The 17,243-nt window shown below is 36.7% G+C and carries 17 protein-coding genes and 3 pseudogenes; 10 read left to right on the top strand and 10 right to left on the bottom strand.

Annotation, left to right across the window (positions count from 1 at the left end; all coding sequences use genetic code 11):
- Positions 1-119: 119 nt before the first annotated feature.
- On the bottom strand, positions 120-194 hold the full coding sequence (locus JEM45_RS07940) for a type I toxin-antitoxin system Fst family toxin (RefSeq protein WP_156889177.1): 75 nt from the start codon (positions 192-194) through the stop codon (positions 120-122).
- 492 nt (positions 195-686) lie between these two features.
- Here JEM45_RS07940 and JEM45_RS07935 point away from each other — a divergent pair, with 492 nt between their 5' ends.
- Positions 687-1,454, top strand: coding sequence for a hypothetical protein (locus tag JEM45_RS07935; protein ID WP_198687236.1), 768 nt, complete (start codon positions 687-689; stop codon positions 1,452-1,454).
- Between the two features lie 52 nt (positions 1,455-1,506).
- On the opposite strand, the gene JEM45_RS07930 is transcribed toward JEM45_RS07935, so the two are convergent.
- A complete protein-coding gene (locus tag JEM45_RS07930) occupies positions 1,507-2,109 on the bottom strand; it encodes a recombinase family protein (protein WP_026867172.1) in 603 nt (200 codons plus the stop codon).
- Between the two features lie 293 nt (positions 2,110-2,402).
- Here JEM45_RS07930 and JEM45_RS07925 point away from each other — a divergent pair, with 293 nt between their 5' ends.
- The 9 genes and pseudogenes from JEM45_RS07925 to JEM45_RS07885 all read left to right on the top strand — a co-directional run bounded on the left by JEM45_RS07925 (position 2,403) and on the right by JEM45_RS07885 (position 11,278).
- Entirely contained in the window at positions 2,403-2,723 is a 321-nt protein-coding gene (locus JEM45_RS07925; protein ID WP_026867173.1) for an ArsR/SmtB family transcription factor, read from the top strand.
- 77 nt (positions 2,724-2,800) lie between these two features.
- A complete protein-coding gene (locus JEM45_RS07920) occupies positions 2,801-3,730 on the top strand; it encodes a cation diffusion facilitator family transporter (RefSeq protein ID WP_026867174.1) in 930 nt (309 codons plus the stop codon).
- Between the two features lie 1,221 nt (positions 3,731-4,951).
- Positions 4,952-6,296, top strand: a pseudogene (locus JEM45_RS07915) (NAD(P)/FAD-dependent oxidoreductase).
- A 296-nt stretch (positions 6,297-6,592) separates the two neighbouring features.
- Positions 6,593-6,877: pseudogene (gene merR / locus JEM45_RS07910) on the top strand (Hg(II)-responsive transcriptional regulator MerR); the annotation flags it as partial.
- A 153-nt stretch (positions 6,878-7,030) separates the two neighbouring features.
- Positions 7,031-8,581 (top strand): IS21 family transposase, encoded by a 1,551-nt coding sequence (gene istA, locus JEM45_RS07905; protein ID WP_198687235.1) that lies wholly within the window; start codon positions 7,031-7,033, stop codon positions 8,579-8,581.
- Positions 8,578-9,333: an IS21-like element helper ATPase IstB gene (gene istB / locus JEM45_RS07900; RefSeq protein ID WP_026867177.1), complete on the top strand. Its 756-nt coding sequence runs from the start codon at positions 8,578-8,580 to the stop codon at positions 9,331-9,333. The genes istA and istB overlap by 4 nt, the downstream gene beginning before the upstream one ends.
- Before the next feature lie 399 nt (positions 9,334-9,732).
- Positions 9,733-10,674 (top strand): annotated as a pseudogene (locus JEM45_RS10935) (NAD(P)/FAD-dependent oxidoreductase); the annotation flags it as partial.
- Complete coding sequence (locus JEM45_RS10930; RefSeq protein WP_235678970.1) at positions 10,657-11,115, top strand: hypothetical protein; 459 nt, start codon at positions 10,657-10,659, stop codon at positions 11,113-11,115. The pseudogene JEM45_RS10935 and the gene JEM45_RS10930, both read left to right, overlap by 18 nt.
- 13 nt (positions 11,116-11,128) lie before the next feature.
- Positions 11,129-11,278 carry a hypothetical protein gene (locus JEM45_RS07885; protein ID WP_156889175.1) on the top strand — a complete coding sequence of 50 codons (150 nt, stop codon included), beginning with the start codon at positions 11,129-11,131 and terminating at the stop codon, positions 11,276-11,278.
- A gap of 255 nt (positions 11,279-11,533) precedes the next feature.
- Here JEM45_RS07885 and merB read toward each other — a convergent pair whose 3' ends face one another.
- From merB to merR (JEM45_RS07845), 8 genes are all read right to left on the bottom strand, one after another.
- Entirely contained in the window at positions 11,534-12,187 is a 654-nt protein-coding gene (gene merB / locus JEM45_RS07880; protein WP_026867179.1) for an organomercurial lyase MerB, read from the bottom strand.
- A gap of 132 nt (positions 12,188-12,319) precedes the next feature.
- A complete protein-coding gene (gene merR2, locus JEM45_RS07875; protein ID WP_051220548.1) occupies positions 12,320-12,709 on the bottom strand; it encodes a mercury resistance transcriptional regulator MerR2 in 390 nt (129 codons plus the stop codon).
- 163 nt (positions 12,710-12,872) lie between these two features.
- On the bottom strand, positions 12,873-13,385 hold the full coding sequence (locus tag JEM45_RS07870) for a hypothetical protein (RefSeq protein ID WP_156889176.1): 513 nt from the start codon (positions 13,383-13,385) through the stop codon (positions 12,873-12,875).
- Between the two features lie 204 nt (positions 13,386-13,589).
- Positions 13,590-15,233 carry a mercury(II) reductase gene (merA, locus tag JEM45_RS07865; RefSeq protein WP_026867180.1) on the bottom strand — a complete coding sequence of 548 codons (1,644 nt, stop codon included), beginning with the start codon at positions 15,231-15,233 and terminating at the stop codon, positions 13,590-13,592.
- Between the two features lie 19 nt (positions 15,234-15,252).
- Entirely contained in the window at positions 15,253-15,933 is a 681-nt protein-coding gene (locus tag JEM45_RS07860; RefSeq protein ID WP_026867181.1) for a cytochrome c biogenesis CcdA family protein, read from the bottom strand.
- Positions 15,930-16,424 carry a TlpA family protein disulfide reductase gene (locus JEM45_RS07855; protein WP_026867182.1) on the bottom strand — a complete coding sequence of 165 codons (495 nt, stop codon included), beginning with the start codon at positions 16,422-16,424 and terminating at the stop codon, positions 15,930-15,932. The genes JEM45_RS07860 and JEM45_RS07855 overlap by 4 nt, the downstream gene beginning before the upstream one ends.
- 1 nt (position 16,425) lies before the next feature.
- Positions 16,426-16,710, bottom strand: coding sequence for a hypothetical protein (locus JEM45_RS07850; RefSeq protein ID WP_026867183.1), 285 nt, complete (start codon positions 16,708-16,710; stop codon positions 16,426-16,428).
- A gap of 27 nt (positions 16,711-16,737) precedes the next feature.
- Entirely contained in the window at positions 16,738-17,136 is a 399-nt protein-coding gene (gene merR / locus JEM45_RS07845; RefSeq protein WP_026867184.1) for a mercury resistance transcriptional regulator MerR, read from the bottom strand.
- Positions 17,137-17,243 lie beyond the last annotated feature (107 nt).

The following is a 17,243-nucleotide window of genomic DNA, read 5'->3' as shown; positions in this document are numbered from 1 at the left end:
AATGTTATAATGTAGATAACAAAAATTAGTTCCATGGAATCACCGAACCCCCAATCTACTGGTATAGATTGGGGGTTTTTTGGTGTGGTTATTGTCGCCTACTTATTGTTACGCTTATCTCACCAATAGACAAAGAGCGCAACAATGCCCCCTACGATAATTGGGGCAATGATGTTAACAAAAATTAGTTCCATGGTGTTCACCTCCTTCCTGGTCGATGTTCGCCCAGGAAGTATAGGCGACTATGATATTGTATCATTTTTTATGTCCCGCAATAAGATTCGATCGTGTTTTAATGTAGACGCATCAGTTAGACTGGTTGCCCGTAATATACTGGCTTCTCCGAAACGTCTTTTGATTTTATCATAGGAAAGTTATATTGTGGGGTGTGGGATAAAATAATCCGTGAGGACGCACTCATATGTTGTGATCGACGTTTCTGCATAACTTTTTTCTCCTGTGCTAGAAAAAACAGTGGAGATTCATTTATGCCGAGAAAACTTTTGGTGGGAAAAGCAACCCTGAATAAACTAAAAAACCGGTAGGCATATACCGCGAGGTATCAAAAATGCCTACCTACAGCTTTTGGGTTTTTATGGTTGCCGTTGGTTCACACCAAAAGAAAATTGGAATAAAAATTATTGATATAATTAGTAAAAAATAAAAGTATATGAATGGAGAAGTGGATGCATAATAAACAATCATTTATCGAAAAAATAGTGACTTATGAACCTGTTTTAATTTCTGATTTATTAGCGTTTATTTCCTCAATAATTTTATTAATAATTACTTGGAAATCTGTTTCTAATGCTAAAAAGAGTAATGAAATCACTTTAGATTCTTTGAAAATTTCAGAAGAGACATTAAAGTTACAAAAACAGCAATTCAATGAAAATATTAAACCTGTTTTAGTGATGTATTTTCCTGATGTAATGACAGAAGAGAAATCTCATTTTAACGAAAGTTGGGTTGCTGAGAATGTGTCTATGCTTTTTGGAGATTATCGTTTTAGTATTAAAAATACATCAAAAAACATTGCTTATAATGTGAGGGTTTATTTGTATTTATATGCAGAAAATGAGACTTGGATGAAACATAAAGATAATGGTTATAAGGATTTGGGGTTAATATTTACTACTAACGGATCATATCATTTAGATAGTAATGAAAAATTAAAAAATACTATTCCTTATCACTATTTTAAAGGTAAGATGAAAAATTTTTATACTGACATTTATATAATAGTTTCGTATGAAAATAAAATTGGAGATGTTTATGAAGAAGGTTATGTATTAAGACAAATGGGTCATGTTTATGGTGAATCTCATGTCACTGTAAGTTTTGAACCAAAAAGTATGGAGGTTGTAAAACTAAAAGAGACAGTATTGAATCAAAAAGAATTTTTAGAAAAACATTTTGAGAAAGATCTTTTTTATTATTTTGTGCCTAAATAATTTTGATTTCTTCTTATCTTGATACTATACGTCACATTTCTGTTGATAAACACTATTTCATTTCTTTCTTAATTCTATATATAGTCTGTCGTGTAATTCCTACTTCTTTCACAATTTGGGATATGGCAATGCCTTCTTTCAACTGAGAAACGACACGATGATACACGAGTCGCTTTTGAGGATCTTTCGCATTTGGAAAGTAAAGTATCGGTCGGCCTTTATAGATTCCTTTACTTTTTGCCAATTTAATACCTTGGGCTTGTCTACGCTTTGATTCCGAACGCTCCTGTTCTGCAATCATGCCTAGTATTTGGATGATTAGATCTTTGATGAACTTATCCAACAGTGGATTGCCGATCGCTTCACTCATAATAGGCAAACTTGTGATAACCAATTGAACATCTTTTTGCTTTAAGAAATTAACTGTATCTATGATTTCATCGTAATTTCTTCTTAATCGGTCAATAAATTCTACAATGAGTTGGTCTTCCGAACGCACAAAGTCTAAGACTTCTTTGAAGACACTGCGCTCATTTACGGTGGCACCAGATCTCTTTTCTCTAAAAACCTTTTCTGCACCAAATTCTTCTAATACTTCAATCTGTCTATTCAAATTCTGATCCAATGACGACACTCGAGCGTAGCCTATTTTCATATAACCATCTTTTCTGAATATAATTAAAATACACCCTAATCATACACTGAAAAACCAGTGAAAATAATATCCTTGTAATGTCTATTTAGGGTCTACCATAAATAGACGTTAATAACATAACATCAAAAAATATAAATATAATTGATAGGAAAAAGATAGTTGCGATTGTGTATCAATTAGAATGAGAGGCTTGACAATAATGCTAGATATTTTTAATATATGACTATATATAGATATACCAATATTAATATTAGACCTACTTAAATAGGGAGAGGTGAGTAATCATAAAAGACATGGAAGAAAACGAAACAGTGGTTAATCATAAAGATCTTGATGAAGAAACTTTATTTGTTGTTTCCCAGACTTTTAAAGCATTAAGTGACCCGACGCGAATCAGAATACTAAATTTGCTGTTTCTTAAAGAATATTCCGTAAATGATATCGCTGAAAACTTACATTTAAGACAATCTACTGTCTCCCACCAATTACGGTTTTTGAAGAATTTACGCTTGGTCAAATATAGAAGAGCGGGGACGACTCTATATTATTCCCATGACGATGCACATGTAATGAACATGTTGAAAGAAACAATTGATCACGCTTGTCATCACTGACCAAAGAAATATGAAAGAACTATATATATAAATCGATTTAATATATCGATCTGCAAATATTCAGAGGAGGGGATTGGATGAGTCAGGAGCATGACCATACACATGGTGCGAACAAAAAGACCTTGATGATCAGTTTCATAATTATCACAGTTTATATGATTATTGAAGCAATTGGAGGATTCCTGACAAATAGTCTCGCCTTACTAGCTGATGCGGGACATATGTTAAGTGATTCAATTTCGCTGGGTGTGGGATTGTTGGCTTTTATACTTGGAGAAAAAGCGGCCGATTATAGTAAAACATATGGATACAAACGATTTGAAATTCTTGCAGCAGTATTTAATGGCGTTACTCTGGTACTGATTGCTATCTACATTTTTTATGAGGCATATCAACGTTTTGCGAATCCACCTGAAGTGGCCTCTACTGGCATGTTGATAATTGCTACCATTGGGTTATTGGTAAATATACTTGTAGCATGGCTCCTCATGCGAGGAGGAGATACAAAGGAAAACTTGAACATACGTGCAGCATTTTTACATGTGCTGGGCGATCTGCTTGGTTCAGTAGGAGCCATTATTGCGGCGCTGATGATCATCTTCTTCAACTGGGGTTGGGCAGATCCGTTGGCGAGTGTGATTGTTGCAGTGCTTGTATTGATAAGCGGATGGCGTGTGACAAAAGATTCCATTCATGTACTGATGGAAGGCACACCCAAAAATGTTGAGATCGATGCAGTGATTAGAACCATAGAGCGCATTCCCGGTGTAAATAACATGCATGACTTGCATGTATGGAGTATAACAAGTGGTCAAAATGCACTCTCGTGCCATGTGGTAGTGGATGGCACCATTCCTATTCAGGAAAGCGAAGAAATACTGAGAACAATTGAACAAAAGTTGGAAGACGAGAATATTGGGCATGCAACTATTCAGATGGAAAGTGAAAATCATCCTCATAAAAATTCTGTAATGTGCAAGGATGAAAATCCGGAGCATGAACATTAAACAGTAGAATATATTGGATTGTAAAAAAGCTGTCATTATATTCTGGCAGCTTTTTTAGCACGTTTCATTACGATATATTTGACGATTTCATTACAACTTTTATAGCAAACATTGTATTAATTGTTTAAGTGATATCATTGCTATATAAAATATGATAGTTTGAACAGGAGAATGATACATGTTTGATTTGAGAATAATATTTATGGTTACAGATGTCACTTAAGACGCTATTTTACGCCTGTTTTTAAGCGCTATTTTGCACTATAACACATTTGAAAAAAGGTAGAACACAGCCTTTTATGTTCCAACTGTCACTTTCGATGTTATTTTGCACTGATTTAGGCGATAATTTGTACTATAGTTAAGAAACCCGGCTAATCTTTTCACAAAGACAGCTAGGCTTTAAAGTTGGTTATGCAAAATAACACTTAAAATATATGCAATTTATCGTCAAAAATGACACACATCTACAAATTGTTTAACCAGAAGATTACTTTTCTAATTATAAATGAAAAACGTTCGTAAAAGTATATGGAAAATATTGAACGTTCGTAAACTATTTTTATATGTTTAAGAACGTTTATTTTGATCTATTTCAAATGTTTTTAAACCGTTCTTAAAAGTGTACTTTTATGAACCTTAATGGTACTGTAAAATATTTAATTCAACTTATATAGTCGTTTCCCAATCCATGACAGACGCCTAGATACTAAAGTATAGTCATAAATTTTATGCTTTTCTCAATAGATATGAGGTTAGCGATTACTATCATTACGATATTTCCTTTAGGGTCGCGCACACTTGCCCAGAAATGAATCCGAAAATTCATGCCAATCATGCAGACATTGGTGGCATTTATCATCTTGTTATCCGGTGTTTACTTGCTTATTTATTTGACACACGGGCCGATTTTTTAATGCATGAAAAGGATGGAGTTAGTGGCAGATACAAAAATATTGAGGTGTTAGGGGCTCATCTTGTATCCGAAAATGCATGAAATGTGATTTACACGATGACATTAGCCGTTAATTTGCTTAACCATAGAAGATTTAAAAGAAAGTCTTGCTATATATTTAACAATGTTGTGCGGGATAACAACAAAATGAATCCACCGTTTAGTTAAATACGGTGGATTTTTTCAACCTTGGACAAGGTACGGGGTTTCATTAGATAGAAACAAGGCAAACGTATTACAGAGTGATTTCTATGAGGAGGATAATGATGACAAAGAAATACGATCTTATTGTGATTGGTTCAGGTTCTGCTGGTTCCATTACAGCAGCAAAATGTAATAAAGCCGGCTGGAATGTAGCTATGGTAGATGACAGGCCGCTTGGGGGCACGTGTGCACTACGTGGATGTGACCCAAAAAAGGTTCTACATGGTGCTGCCGAGCTTATTGATTGGAACAAACGAATGGTTAGGAACGGAGTACCATCTGAAGTCTCCATCAACTGGAAAGATCTAATGAGCTTTAAACGAACCTTTACAGATCATGTCCCGGAAAAAAAGAGCAAGCATTGAATAAACAGGGAATCGATACGTATCATGGCAATGCATCTTTCATGAGTGAGGACAAACTTGAAGTGAATAAAGAAGTGCTCGAAGGGGGTCATTTCTTGATCGCTAGTGGTGCGAAACCTACCCCTTTGCCCATACAAGGAGAAGAACATCTTACTTATAGTGATGAGTTTTTGGAGTTGGATGAATTACCACAAAGAATCGTCTTTGTTGGTGGGGGGTATATTTCGTTTGAATTTGCTCACATCGCGGCACGTGCTGGATCAGAAGTTCATATTATCCATCGAGGTCAAAAACCTTTGGAGAATTTTGATATAGATCTTGTAGATATCCTTTTAGAAAAGTCGAAACAGATTGGCATACAGGTACATCTTCAACATTCCGTTGAATCCATTGAAAAAAAACAAGGTAAGTTTCATGTGTACGCTCGAAAAAAAGAGGATATAACTCGGTTTGAAGCAGACATTGTTATTCATGGAGCTGGACGGGTCCTGCCTTAGATATGAATCTTGAAAAAGGGAATATAGAAAGGAAAAAACATGGTGTCCATGTTAATGAGTATTTGCAAAGTGTAAGTAACCCGAATGTCTATGCAGCCGGAGATGCTGCAGCAACGGATGGCTTGCCTCTCACACCTGTAGCCAGTGCAGATTCTCATGTCGTAGCATCTAATTTATTGAAAGGGAACAGCAAAAAAATTGAATATCCCGTGATTCCATCTGCTGTATTTACCGTACCTAAAATGGCATCGGTAGGTATGAGCGAGGAGGAAGCCAAAAACTCTGACCGGAGTATTAAAGTAAAGCAGAAAAACATCTCCGACTGGTTTACGTATAAACGGACAAATGAAGACTTTGCTGCGTTTAAAGTGCTGATTGACGAAGATCATGATCAAATTGTCGGTGCTCATTTGATTAGTAATGAAGCCGATGAACTGATTAATCATTTTGCAACAGCCATTCGTTTTGGAATTTCAACCAAAGAATTGAAACAAATGATATTTGCCTATCCAACGGCAGCTTCGGACATTGCCCACATGGTGTAAGTTTACGTAATGTGAGATGTTTATAAACCACTTTATCGTCTAATCTTGTTATATGATCTTAGAATCAAAAAGAAAATAACTTTTTTGACAGCCGCATTTTTCAACGGAAGAATGTGGCTTCTTGGCGTGAAGAGCAGATAGCTTTATTCTTAAACTTCTAAAAAACTTATGTGAACAATTGATAAATAAGGTTTTTTATCTGATCTGTTTTATAAGATTATTCTATAAAAGAAAAATAATGTATGACTTAACCGTGTACTATGGTACAGAGTTTATATTTTTATTGAGGTGACAATATGGGGATGAAAATCAGTGAATTGGCTAAAGCGTGTAATGTGAATAAAGAAACCGTTCGGTATTACGAGCGGAAAGGATTGATAGCCGGACCTCCCAGAAACGAATCAGGGTATCGAATATATTCAGAGGAAACAGCAGATCGGATACGGTTTATTAAACGAATGAAGGAATTGGACTTCTCGCTAAAAGAAATCCACCTGTTGTTTGGTGTAGTTGATCAAGATGGGGAGAGATGTAAAGATATGTACGTCTTTACCGTTCAAAAAACCAAAGAAATCGAGCGGTGATTACGGCCAGAAAAATGTACCACCTCTGCCATCTTTCTTACCATTAAATGACAAGGAATGTACCAAGTCATGTCAGTATGTTTACCACTACCTCCGATATAATTAATGCGCACACCAATAGGTGTGACATTTTATATCGGAGGTATTTTTATGATTCATTATCGAAAGATATTAGAATTACGTGCTGAAGGCATCAGTCTTAGAGGCATCGCGACCAGTACGAATCATTCTCGACAAAAAGTGACAGAAATTATTGATTTGGCGGAGAAGAAAGAATTAGTCTGTCCATTAGATGAAATAATGACAGATGTATGGATTGAGGCGTTTTTATATCCGGAAAAGACATTGGAGGCATCAGGCAGACAACCGTTAGATTTTGATTATATTCATCAGGAATTAGCGAAACCCAATGTGACGCTCTCACTCCTTCATCATGAATATGAGGCGGAGTGTCGGACGAATCAAAAAATACCGTATTCATATCGGAGCTTTGTCCGGCACTACAGTAAGTATGCAGATAAGCATAAAGCCACTTTACGCATCCGTAGAAAACCAGGGGAAATCATGGAGGTGGATTGGGCAGGATCCACAGCTTTTATCATTGATCGAGATACGGGTGAAAAGTTAAAAGCGTATGTATTTGTCGCCACTCTACCATGCAGTCAATTGTCTTATGCAGAGGCGACCTTGTCGATGGACTTACAGTCATGGATTCGAGTACACAATCATGCGTATGCTTACTTTGGCGGGACGACACAGATTATTGTTCCAGATAATTTGAAAGCGAGCGTGACAAAGCACACGTCTCAAGAGCTTATTTTAAACCCAACATACAGAGAAATGGCTGAGCATTATAATACAGTCGTCATGCCAGCACGTGTGCGGGCACCTAAAGATAAGTCGAGTGTTGAGGGCTCAGTCAGTACGGTTTCTACACGGATTATTGCCGCACTCAGAAATACTCAGTGCTTCAGTATCGATGAATTAAATGAAGCAATTGAACAAAAGTTGGCTGACTTCAATCAACGTGCATTTACACGTAAACAAGGGAACCGACTGTCAGCATTTGAAACAGAGGAGAAATTTGCGCTTTCCCCTCTGCCTGCCACACCGTATAAACTTTCTGTATGGAGAACAGCGAAAGTCCGTCCAGACTACCATGTCTCTGTCGAAAGTATGTTTTATTCTGTGCCTTATGAGTACATTAATCGGCAAGTTGACATCAGACTCTCAGAGACCCTGGTAGAAGTTTATTTCAATCATATGCGAGTGGCCTCTCACAAACGATTATATGGGAAATTTGGACAACTATCTACTATGCGGGACCATATGCCAGATAATCATAAATTATTTGTAGACCAGACACCGGAAGCTGCGATTGAGTGGGCAAACAGTATTGGTTCATGTACTCTGAAGGTCATCGAATATATATTGGATACGGCTCAAATTGAAAAACAAGCCCTCCAATCGATATTTTCACTGAAAAGATCAGAACGTAAATATACAAAGTATGAGATTGAACGAGCGTGTAAAATGGTAATTTCCCTCACTCAACGACCGACGGTCAAAAGCATTCAAACCCTCTTAAAAAATAATAAGAAGAATGATGCCGAACAGACACTGAAACAGAATACAGAAATGACCGAAAACAACTATGGCTTCACCCGTGGCGCATCTTATTATGGAGGTGAGGATAAATGATGAATGATCAGACTTTAACTAAATTACACGAAATGAAATTAAATGGCATGGCTGAAGCCTACCAGGAACAAGCGATGAATCAGGATTTTAAAAAGATGAGTTTTGAAGACCGATTTTCTTTACTGGTCGACTTGGAACATTCCCGTCGTAAAAATAATCGTCTGCAGCGCTTGATTAAAGCAGCGACATTCGTTAACTCAAATGCCAGTGTTGAAGATATTGAGTATCATGCAGATCGTCGACTGGATAAAGATTTGATTTTAAAACTAGCGAGTGGCACTTATATTCATCACGCGCACAACATCATATTAAAAGGACCCACAGGGTCAGGTAAGACATTTTTAGGCACCGCATTCGGTATTTCGGCATGTCGTCAATTGTACAAAGTGAAGTACATTCGTTTACCCGAGCTATTAGATGAATTATCTCTGGCCAAATTATCCGCAGATGGAAGTTACCGAAGAAGTATTAAAAAATATACAAAAGTGGACGTTCTAGTACTGGATGAGTGGTTACTCACTGATTTAACACCTGAAGAAGCAAGTATGCTTTTGGAAATTACAGAAGCCCGTCATAAGGTATCTTCAACCATTTTCTGTTCTCAAATTGACCCAAGTGGTTGGCATTTGAAACTGGGTAATGAAACAATTGCCGAAGCCATTTTAGATCGGATCATCCATGACTCCTATCAGATATTAATTGACGGAGAAATCTCTATGCGTGAACGTCATGGCTTGGAAGGTGGTTTCTAGTCTGGCACTACTGACTAAAAAAGACATCAATTCTTTCTCAACATATGATTACCATTAATTTTTATATGTATTGGTAAGCTTGTTGGCAGGGTGTGGTAAATACTATGTCATTTAGTGGTAAGAAAGATGGCAGAAGTGGTAAAATCTTGTGGCCGTAACCAAGCTTTTCCTTTAACTTGTTCCATTTTAAAAAAACAGCTCCTTTATCTAAATTTTTTACAAAGCTATTGTTAACCAAAATTCGAAGATTAATGCATTCCGTTTTGAAATAAAAGAGGATAATAAGTCTAAAATATAGGAAATTCATTTTCATTTCTAAAACATTTTATTCGAATAATAACAGTGCGTCGTGTGCATTTTATATAAGTAGAACCATTATTTTGTAAAGGAGAATTCTTAATGACTAATTACGATCTTATAGTCATCGGTGGCGGTATGTGCGGTATTCAAGCTGCGAAACAAGGGGCTGCACTCAATGCCAAAGTAGCTCTAATTGAAAAAGATGATGTTCTTGGTGGTACCTGACTTAACAGGGGGTGCATCCCCAAAAAGGCCTTGGTAAGGTCTAGTGAAGTTTGGGATTTAGTTAACAATGCAAAGGAATTTGGAATAGTGGTGCAAAACGCATCTTTGCTTTGGGACAAAGTGATCGATCGAAAAGAAAAAATTATTAAGTCCTTTGAGGAAGATAAAGAAAAAGGTCTAAAAGAGCGAGGAATTGATTTAATTCGTGGAGAGGCATCGTTTATATCCTCAACGACTATCAAGGTCAATGACATGGAGATTTCAGCGGATAAGTTTGTGCTTGCTTTGGGATCAAAAACATCCACACCCCCAATTGAAGGTATCGAACACACGATAAACAGTACAGAAGCGTTAAATCTCCGTGAGTTGCCGAAGAAAATGGCGATTATTGGTGGTGGCGTTATTGCGATGGAATTTTCTCATATTTTTGCAAGTGTAGGTGTGGACTTGACTGTAATAGAAATGGGAGATCGCTTGTTGGCCAGTGAAGATCATGACTCTTCACAAACCATTGAAGCAATCTCAAAAGAAATAGGCATAGAAATTTTGTTAAACAGTAGAGTTCAGAAAGTCCTCAAAAGTAATGACGGGAAAATCATTGAGGTCGAAACGCTAGATGGAAAGAAATCTTTTGAAGTAGATCAGGTGTTATTGGCTACTGGACGTGTGCCAAATGTCAGTGGACTTGCTTTAGAACAAATTGGCGTTAAAGTCGAAAAAACAGGAATCCAAGTAAATGAATATCTTCAGACAACAGTGGAACACATCTATGCTGGCGGTGATGGCATTGGAGGATATATGTTAACTCCTGTTGCATCTTATGAAGGAAGAGTTGCTGCCAAAAATGCCATTGAAAATAACATTGAAAATGTCGATTATAGCTTAGTAACACGGACGACATTCACTCACCCGCCTATTTCTAGTATAGGTTTAACAGAACAAGAGGCGATTGAAAAAGGAATGGATATTGATACGAACCGGTTAGATTTTGCAGATGTTGGACCAGCAGTGGTATTAGGAGAAACAAGAGGATTTGTTAAGTTAATCAGTGACAAGAAGTCCAAACACCTTGTTGGTGCTCACATTGTTGGACCAAGAGCAGAGGAATTGATTCATGAAATTGCCATAGCCATGAAAGGCAAATTGACTATAACCGATCTTTCAGAGATTATATCTATTCATCCGAGTATTTCAGAAGCCGTTATTGGTACTGCCATCTCCGCTGACAAAGGATACCAGGAAAGCTGTTGTGGTTAAGGAGGTGAATGTTATGGCAACAAATAAAATAAAACAACAGGAGAAGAGAATTGATAAATGTTGCTATAAGATTGAGAGTACCAATTCGCCTGAAGAAATTAGTCATCAAGTTAAAGAGATACAAGGTTGTTGTAACAATATTGAGCAGCAAATAAAGGTGTGATAATCATGTTTCGTTGGATGAAAATGATGATGATGATGACTATGTGTGCCTTATGTGCTTTTAATGTCGTTAACAATGTATATCAATCCTATTTGTTAACAATAATTACTCAAAGAAAAAGATGCTAACCAAAATTAAGCATACGATAATTTTTTCAATTTATCTTGGTTGAATTTTTTTTCAATATACAAAAAGCCGATGTCCTATTAGGATGCATCGGCTTTTTCGCTAACATAACGATAAGCGTATCTATTTTCAAATGTTACAGCAAGACCCATTGGTAGGGTCGACTTCCTCGTAACTCTTCCCCATAAGATTTCCAAGTTCAAAGGCATCTTCAACAGATAACACCTTTCCCCCTGGATGTTGGTTAAGCCAGTCCTGCGCTTCACTCGCTGAGCTGAAAAAATGGACTTCGTTGCAGAATGCCGAGCGAATTGACGACATATCATCCGGAGTAACTATCGAGACAACAGATGTGGAAGGTTCCACGCTTATAACGCGGTCAGGTTCCACCGTCAACTTTACAGGCTTGCCGGTGCCGTGGCAAGGCGACTCTATTTGGGCCTTGCGTCCGATGAGTTTTGGGAACATAAGTGTGTCAAGGGCACACCATGTATATAGTTCCTTCCCATCTACCTTGAATCGGTGGGGGGTAGGGACCAAGGTGAGACCAAAACCAACGACACGACGCTGTTCGTTTAGTTCCACGCTTGGTAGGGTCTGAAGAACCTTTCTCATTTCCTCGACAGGCTTCCCGGTCGCAGAAGCGATATCTTCAACAGTCACCGGCTCCCCCTCTGCTAGCATTTGTAACAACGGGTGGAAGAGCCACTTCATGGAGCCTGCTTCCCCTTGGTCAGACTGTTGGTCTATTCGGGTTGCTATTTGTTTAATTTCATTTTTCATATCTTTTTCCTCCTTAGCATTTTTGTTTAATCTTCATTATTGTTCCCGATGTTATATTCAAAAAATTTCCTGTCTATAGTTAGAATTTTACGAAGTGATCTCAGTAAAACCCTTTGTATTGTGTTTAATTCTTTAATGTCTAACTCCCTCCATATGATTGAATACCTCATTCGGTGTATCAAGAAACGATGCAACATGTTGACGTAATTTTTGTAGATCCTTGATATGCTCATCTATTTCAATAAGTTTCTCTTTTAATAAATGTTGAAGATGAGGTTCTACATCTACCGTATTTTTTTCAAAAATCACGATCAAATCTTTCATTTCCTCTAGTGATACGCCTAATGAACGGAGTTGTTTAATTCCATTGATACAAAATACATGCTCTTGATTATAGACGCGGTAATTGCCCTCGCTTCGCTTAATGGAAGGTAGGATCAATCCCTTTTCTTCATATAATCGAATGGCTTTTCGACTGACTCCTGTTTGTTGGGCTAGTTGACCAATCGTAAAACACTCCACTTCCTCCCCCCTTTCTTTAAATCATCAGCGGACTAAATAGATTATATAACCTTAACCTTAGGGTAAGGTCAAGGATAATTTTATACTTTAAACCATTTTAGTTTAATGAGGTGTAAATTTTATGAATACACTAGGAAATATATCTTTATTTAAATCGCCTATTCTATCTTTCACCATTCACAAAATCTCTTGCAAAATCCTCTGCTCCTCTCCATATTGTTTCGTGGTTTTGACCATCTATTGGATGTAACAGCCATAATCTTTCTGATGCTTTTGTATACAGTTCCTTTTTTGAATCGATATGAAAGGGTTTATTTATGAATCCTATTTTTTTCAGCGTGTCAAACTCTGAAAAAATTCGTTTCCCGTAAATTTCTTTATCGTCAATTGTAACCACATTGTTATGATTGGAAATGATATGTCCATTAAAAAGAATGAGGTGCATATCGTCTCCCAATTCCTCTATGTTCCAAGGCATTTCACTATTTTCTTCAATAAAAGACTGGAACTTATCGAAGAATTGTCTAATGTTTTTTCGAGAAAACTCACTTAGAACTAATGCAGTAAGCTCTCCATATGACGAAAGATGAAAGGCGGTTGCTATTTCAAGTGGACCATCTCCAATAATGATGGTCTCAAAATGTATATATGGATCAATGGAGCAACATCCAGCCATGTTAATCATCCTTTCTTTTAAACGACCCGTACATTATTATATCTAAAATTCCTATAATTACTAAAATAATTCTGACTATTTGTTGAACTTGAATAAATAAGGTGGATCATACAGCAATTGACTTATCGAAATTCAAAAATTCATACATGATAATACCTTTTTTCAGTATTCAAAAAGGGAGAGATTTTCTCCCTCCCTGAATCTCTACCCTGCACAACAAGATAATTTACTTACATCTTTATCCAATGTTAAGGCTGCAAGTTTCAAGCCTTCAGACATCGTTAGATAAGGAGCCATCGTATTTCTTAAATCATCAGCTGTTAGACCGAACTGAACAGCTAATGTCGCCCCATAAATCACTTCACCTGCATTTTCGGCAACTACATGTGCACCGACGATTTTCTTAGTTTGGTTATCAACAACCAGTTTAAAGACTCCATTAGTTTCACGGTTTACTAGTGCTCTAGGTACACTATTTAGTGGAAGTACGGAAGTCTTTACATCATTTCCTTGATCCTTGGCTTGTTGTTCAGTTAAACCAACTGTGGCAATGGATGGGTTAGTAAATGTTACTCCCGGTACAAAGCGTAGATCCACTTTCTTATTGGCAGCTCCTAGTGCGTTTTCTACAACAATTCCACCTTCGTATGCTGCCACATAAACAAATTGTGGGCCTAATGTCACATCACCTGCTGCATAGATGTTTGGATTGCTCGTTTGTAGGTAATCATTGACAACAACTTCTCCTCTTTTACCTATTTCAACACCTGCAGCTTTTAAATTGAGTGATCCTGTGTTCGGTCTTCTTCCAGTAGCAACCAATAACTGATCGGCTTCAATGACTCGTTCTTCACCATTCACTTCAATATAGACTTTTTTCATATTACCGTTTTGTTCAACCTTTTTGTAGGTGACTCCGGTGATAAAATTTAGCCCTTGTTTGGTTAATGCTTCATCGACGGCTTCTGAGATTTCAGGATCATATTCTTTTAGAAGTCGTTCACTTCGTTGCATCAACGAAACTTCTGAGCCTAAGTTATGAAACAGTTGTCCTAACTCCATCGCAATATATCCAGAACCGATAACGGCTAACTTTTTCGGAACTTCCTTTAACTCTAAAGCCGTTGTGCTTGTGAGAAAGTTCACCTCTTTTAGTCCAGAAATATTTGGAATAGATGGGGATGCCCCCGTTGAAATAAGGAACTTGTTTGCTATATATTTTTGACCGTTCACTTCAACCGTGTTCTCATCAATAAATGAGGCTTCGCCACGAATCAAATCAATACCATATTCATCGATAAGATCTACATATTTTTGTTGTCTCATACCCTCAACGAGTTTATCCTTATTCTCAGTTAATGTAGCCATATCCACTGATTCGGCTTTTGTATTCAAACCACCAAAAGGGTTTTTTCCTGCCAAGTGATTGATTTCGCCGGCACGAAGCATTGTTTTAGAAGGTACACATCCTATATTGACACATGTACCGCCAATGGTTCCTCGCTCAACCATGGCTACTTTAGCCCCTTTTTCAACAGCTTTGATCGCAGCTGAAAAAGCCGAACCACCGGAACCAATGATAAGTAAGTCATAATCGCCTTCATTACCTAACACCACATTTTCTTGTGATGATATTTCTTCTATTTCTCCAGGTTGATATTTCGCCTCATCAATAGCCTTTTTTGCACTTTCAATCCCAATATCATCGGGTAATTCAAATAATACTTCACCGTGACGAAAACTAGCTTCTACATTCTTGGCACCAATATTTTCAAGTGCAACTGCTACATGTTCTTCACAACCCATACAAGTCATGCCACTAACTTTCATACTGATTTTCTTAGTCATTTTTTAACACTCCTTTTAATTATCGAAATATGCCACCCGGACCAATTCCCCAATAATAAGAAATATAAATTCCTGAAATTAAAATAACAATGGAGGAAATAAATTGGATCATTGCCATATTTTTAGAAAGTAATTGTTGGACATATCTTTTTGAAACCAAAGAAACAATGGTTATGGAAGTAACGACAACACCCATACCGATTGAGTACACAATAAATTTAAGTATAACCATCAATAACGAATTACCTTGCATAGATTCAGTGAGTACAAATAAAAAGGCTGGCAACGTACAACTTAATGATGTGATTCCATAAGCAATACCATAGAAATAAACTGATCGTTTACCTTGTTTAATATTAACTCTTAAAGGTAGAGAAACTTTTTTTCCAAGCAACATCCCTAGTCCTAAAAGAAAGATAAGTACGCCCATTAGAAATGACCAAATTGGAAAAACATTGATTAAAGCTCTACCTAATAACGATAATAGAAAACCGGCTATCACAAAAATAGTTAGAAATCCCAACGTCATAGACAATCCTAACCATAGCCCCTTTGATATTGTCCTTATTAAGGAACGCCTCGTTTCAACCTCTCCTTCACCAATTAAATAACTAATATATGAAGGCAACATAACAATCCCGCAAGGATTAAACGCAGCAACCATTCCTGCTGAAAAAATAAAAATAAAGGGAACCGTCATGAACTACTCACTCCAATACGTGTTAGTTCCTTTTGTAAATCATCAAAAGAAGGGTTAACCGCGTGATATATAACTTCTTGATTGCTATCTATCAAAAAAACTTCTTCCAATTGTTTTACTTGATACTTTTTAGTGAGTTCATATTCTTTATCGATTAAATGTGTCCATTCTCCACCATATTGACGTTGGAAATCCTTTAAATCTTGTTCTGTATCTCGTTGGGGATCCATATCAACAGTTATAAGTTGAACATTGTTTCCATATTTATTATGAATCTGTTTAAATACCTTTTCCCCTGCTACACAAGTCGGACACCAAGATGCCATGAAATAAATGAGTGTTGGCTTCTCGGAACTTATTTTCTCGGAACTTATTGGTTGTGTTTTTTCATTGTTTATCGTGTTGGTTCCATTGGATATTCCACATGCTGAGAGACTTACAATAATGAGAGCTGGTAATAAAATTTTTTTAAAGAACAATACTGATTTCAAATCACTCTCCCCCTTTTTCTTCTGTTTCATTGAATTTAGAATGGCAACAATCCGACTGACATGTATTACGACTACCTCTTCTTTTTACCAACATAATCAGTCCGACAATTAACAAAACAGCACCAAATATCCAAACTTCTTTTCCTATTAAGAAAGCACCCATAGAACTCAATCCAATTGCAATTAAAAGGATTGGTAAAGCGCAACATAGAACCAACAATGCTGGTATTCCTAAAAACAATAATTTATCATTATCCTTTACATTTTTTCGCTTTTGTACAGTCAATTTACATCACCTGCTAAAAAGTTGATTTTAACCCTCAAACATTTTCTCAATAATAGGGCAAGAATATAAATATTCTTCATTCGGACAACATTCTTTTAAATCATTCAACATATTCTCAACACGCATTAAATCTCTAATTTGTTGTTGTACTTCATCAACTTTTTGAGAAACGAACTCATACATATCCGAACACCGCACATCATCCTTATCTACAACACCAAGCAACTTGTGGATTTCACTTAAAGAAAAACCAAGCTCTTGCATCCGTTTAATAAACCATACACGCTTAACATCATCATCTGAATATATCCGATAACCAGCTTTCGTTCGGGAAGGTTCTTGTAATAAATTTTTTTGTTCGTAATATCTAATCGTCTCTTTATTTACCCCACATTTTTCTGCAAATGCAGTAATACGATAACTCACATAGTTCACCTCTAAATAATAATAAACCGCGTACCATAGTACGCGGTCAAGTATAATACATTTTTCTTCTTCAAGTGTCTTGCTTGTACTTTAAGGGAGCCTATCAA

Source organism: Jeotgalicoccus sp. ATCC 8456 (assembly GCF_016313225.1).
GTDB lineage: Bacteria > Bacillota > Bacilli > Staphylococcales > Salinicoccaceae > Jeotgalicoccus > Jeotgalicoccus marinus.
The sequence above is the reverse complement of the archived record's forward strand: the minus strand, read 5'-3'. Positions and strand labels throughout refer to the sequence as shown.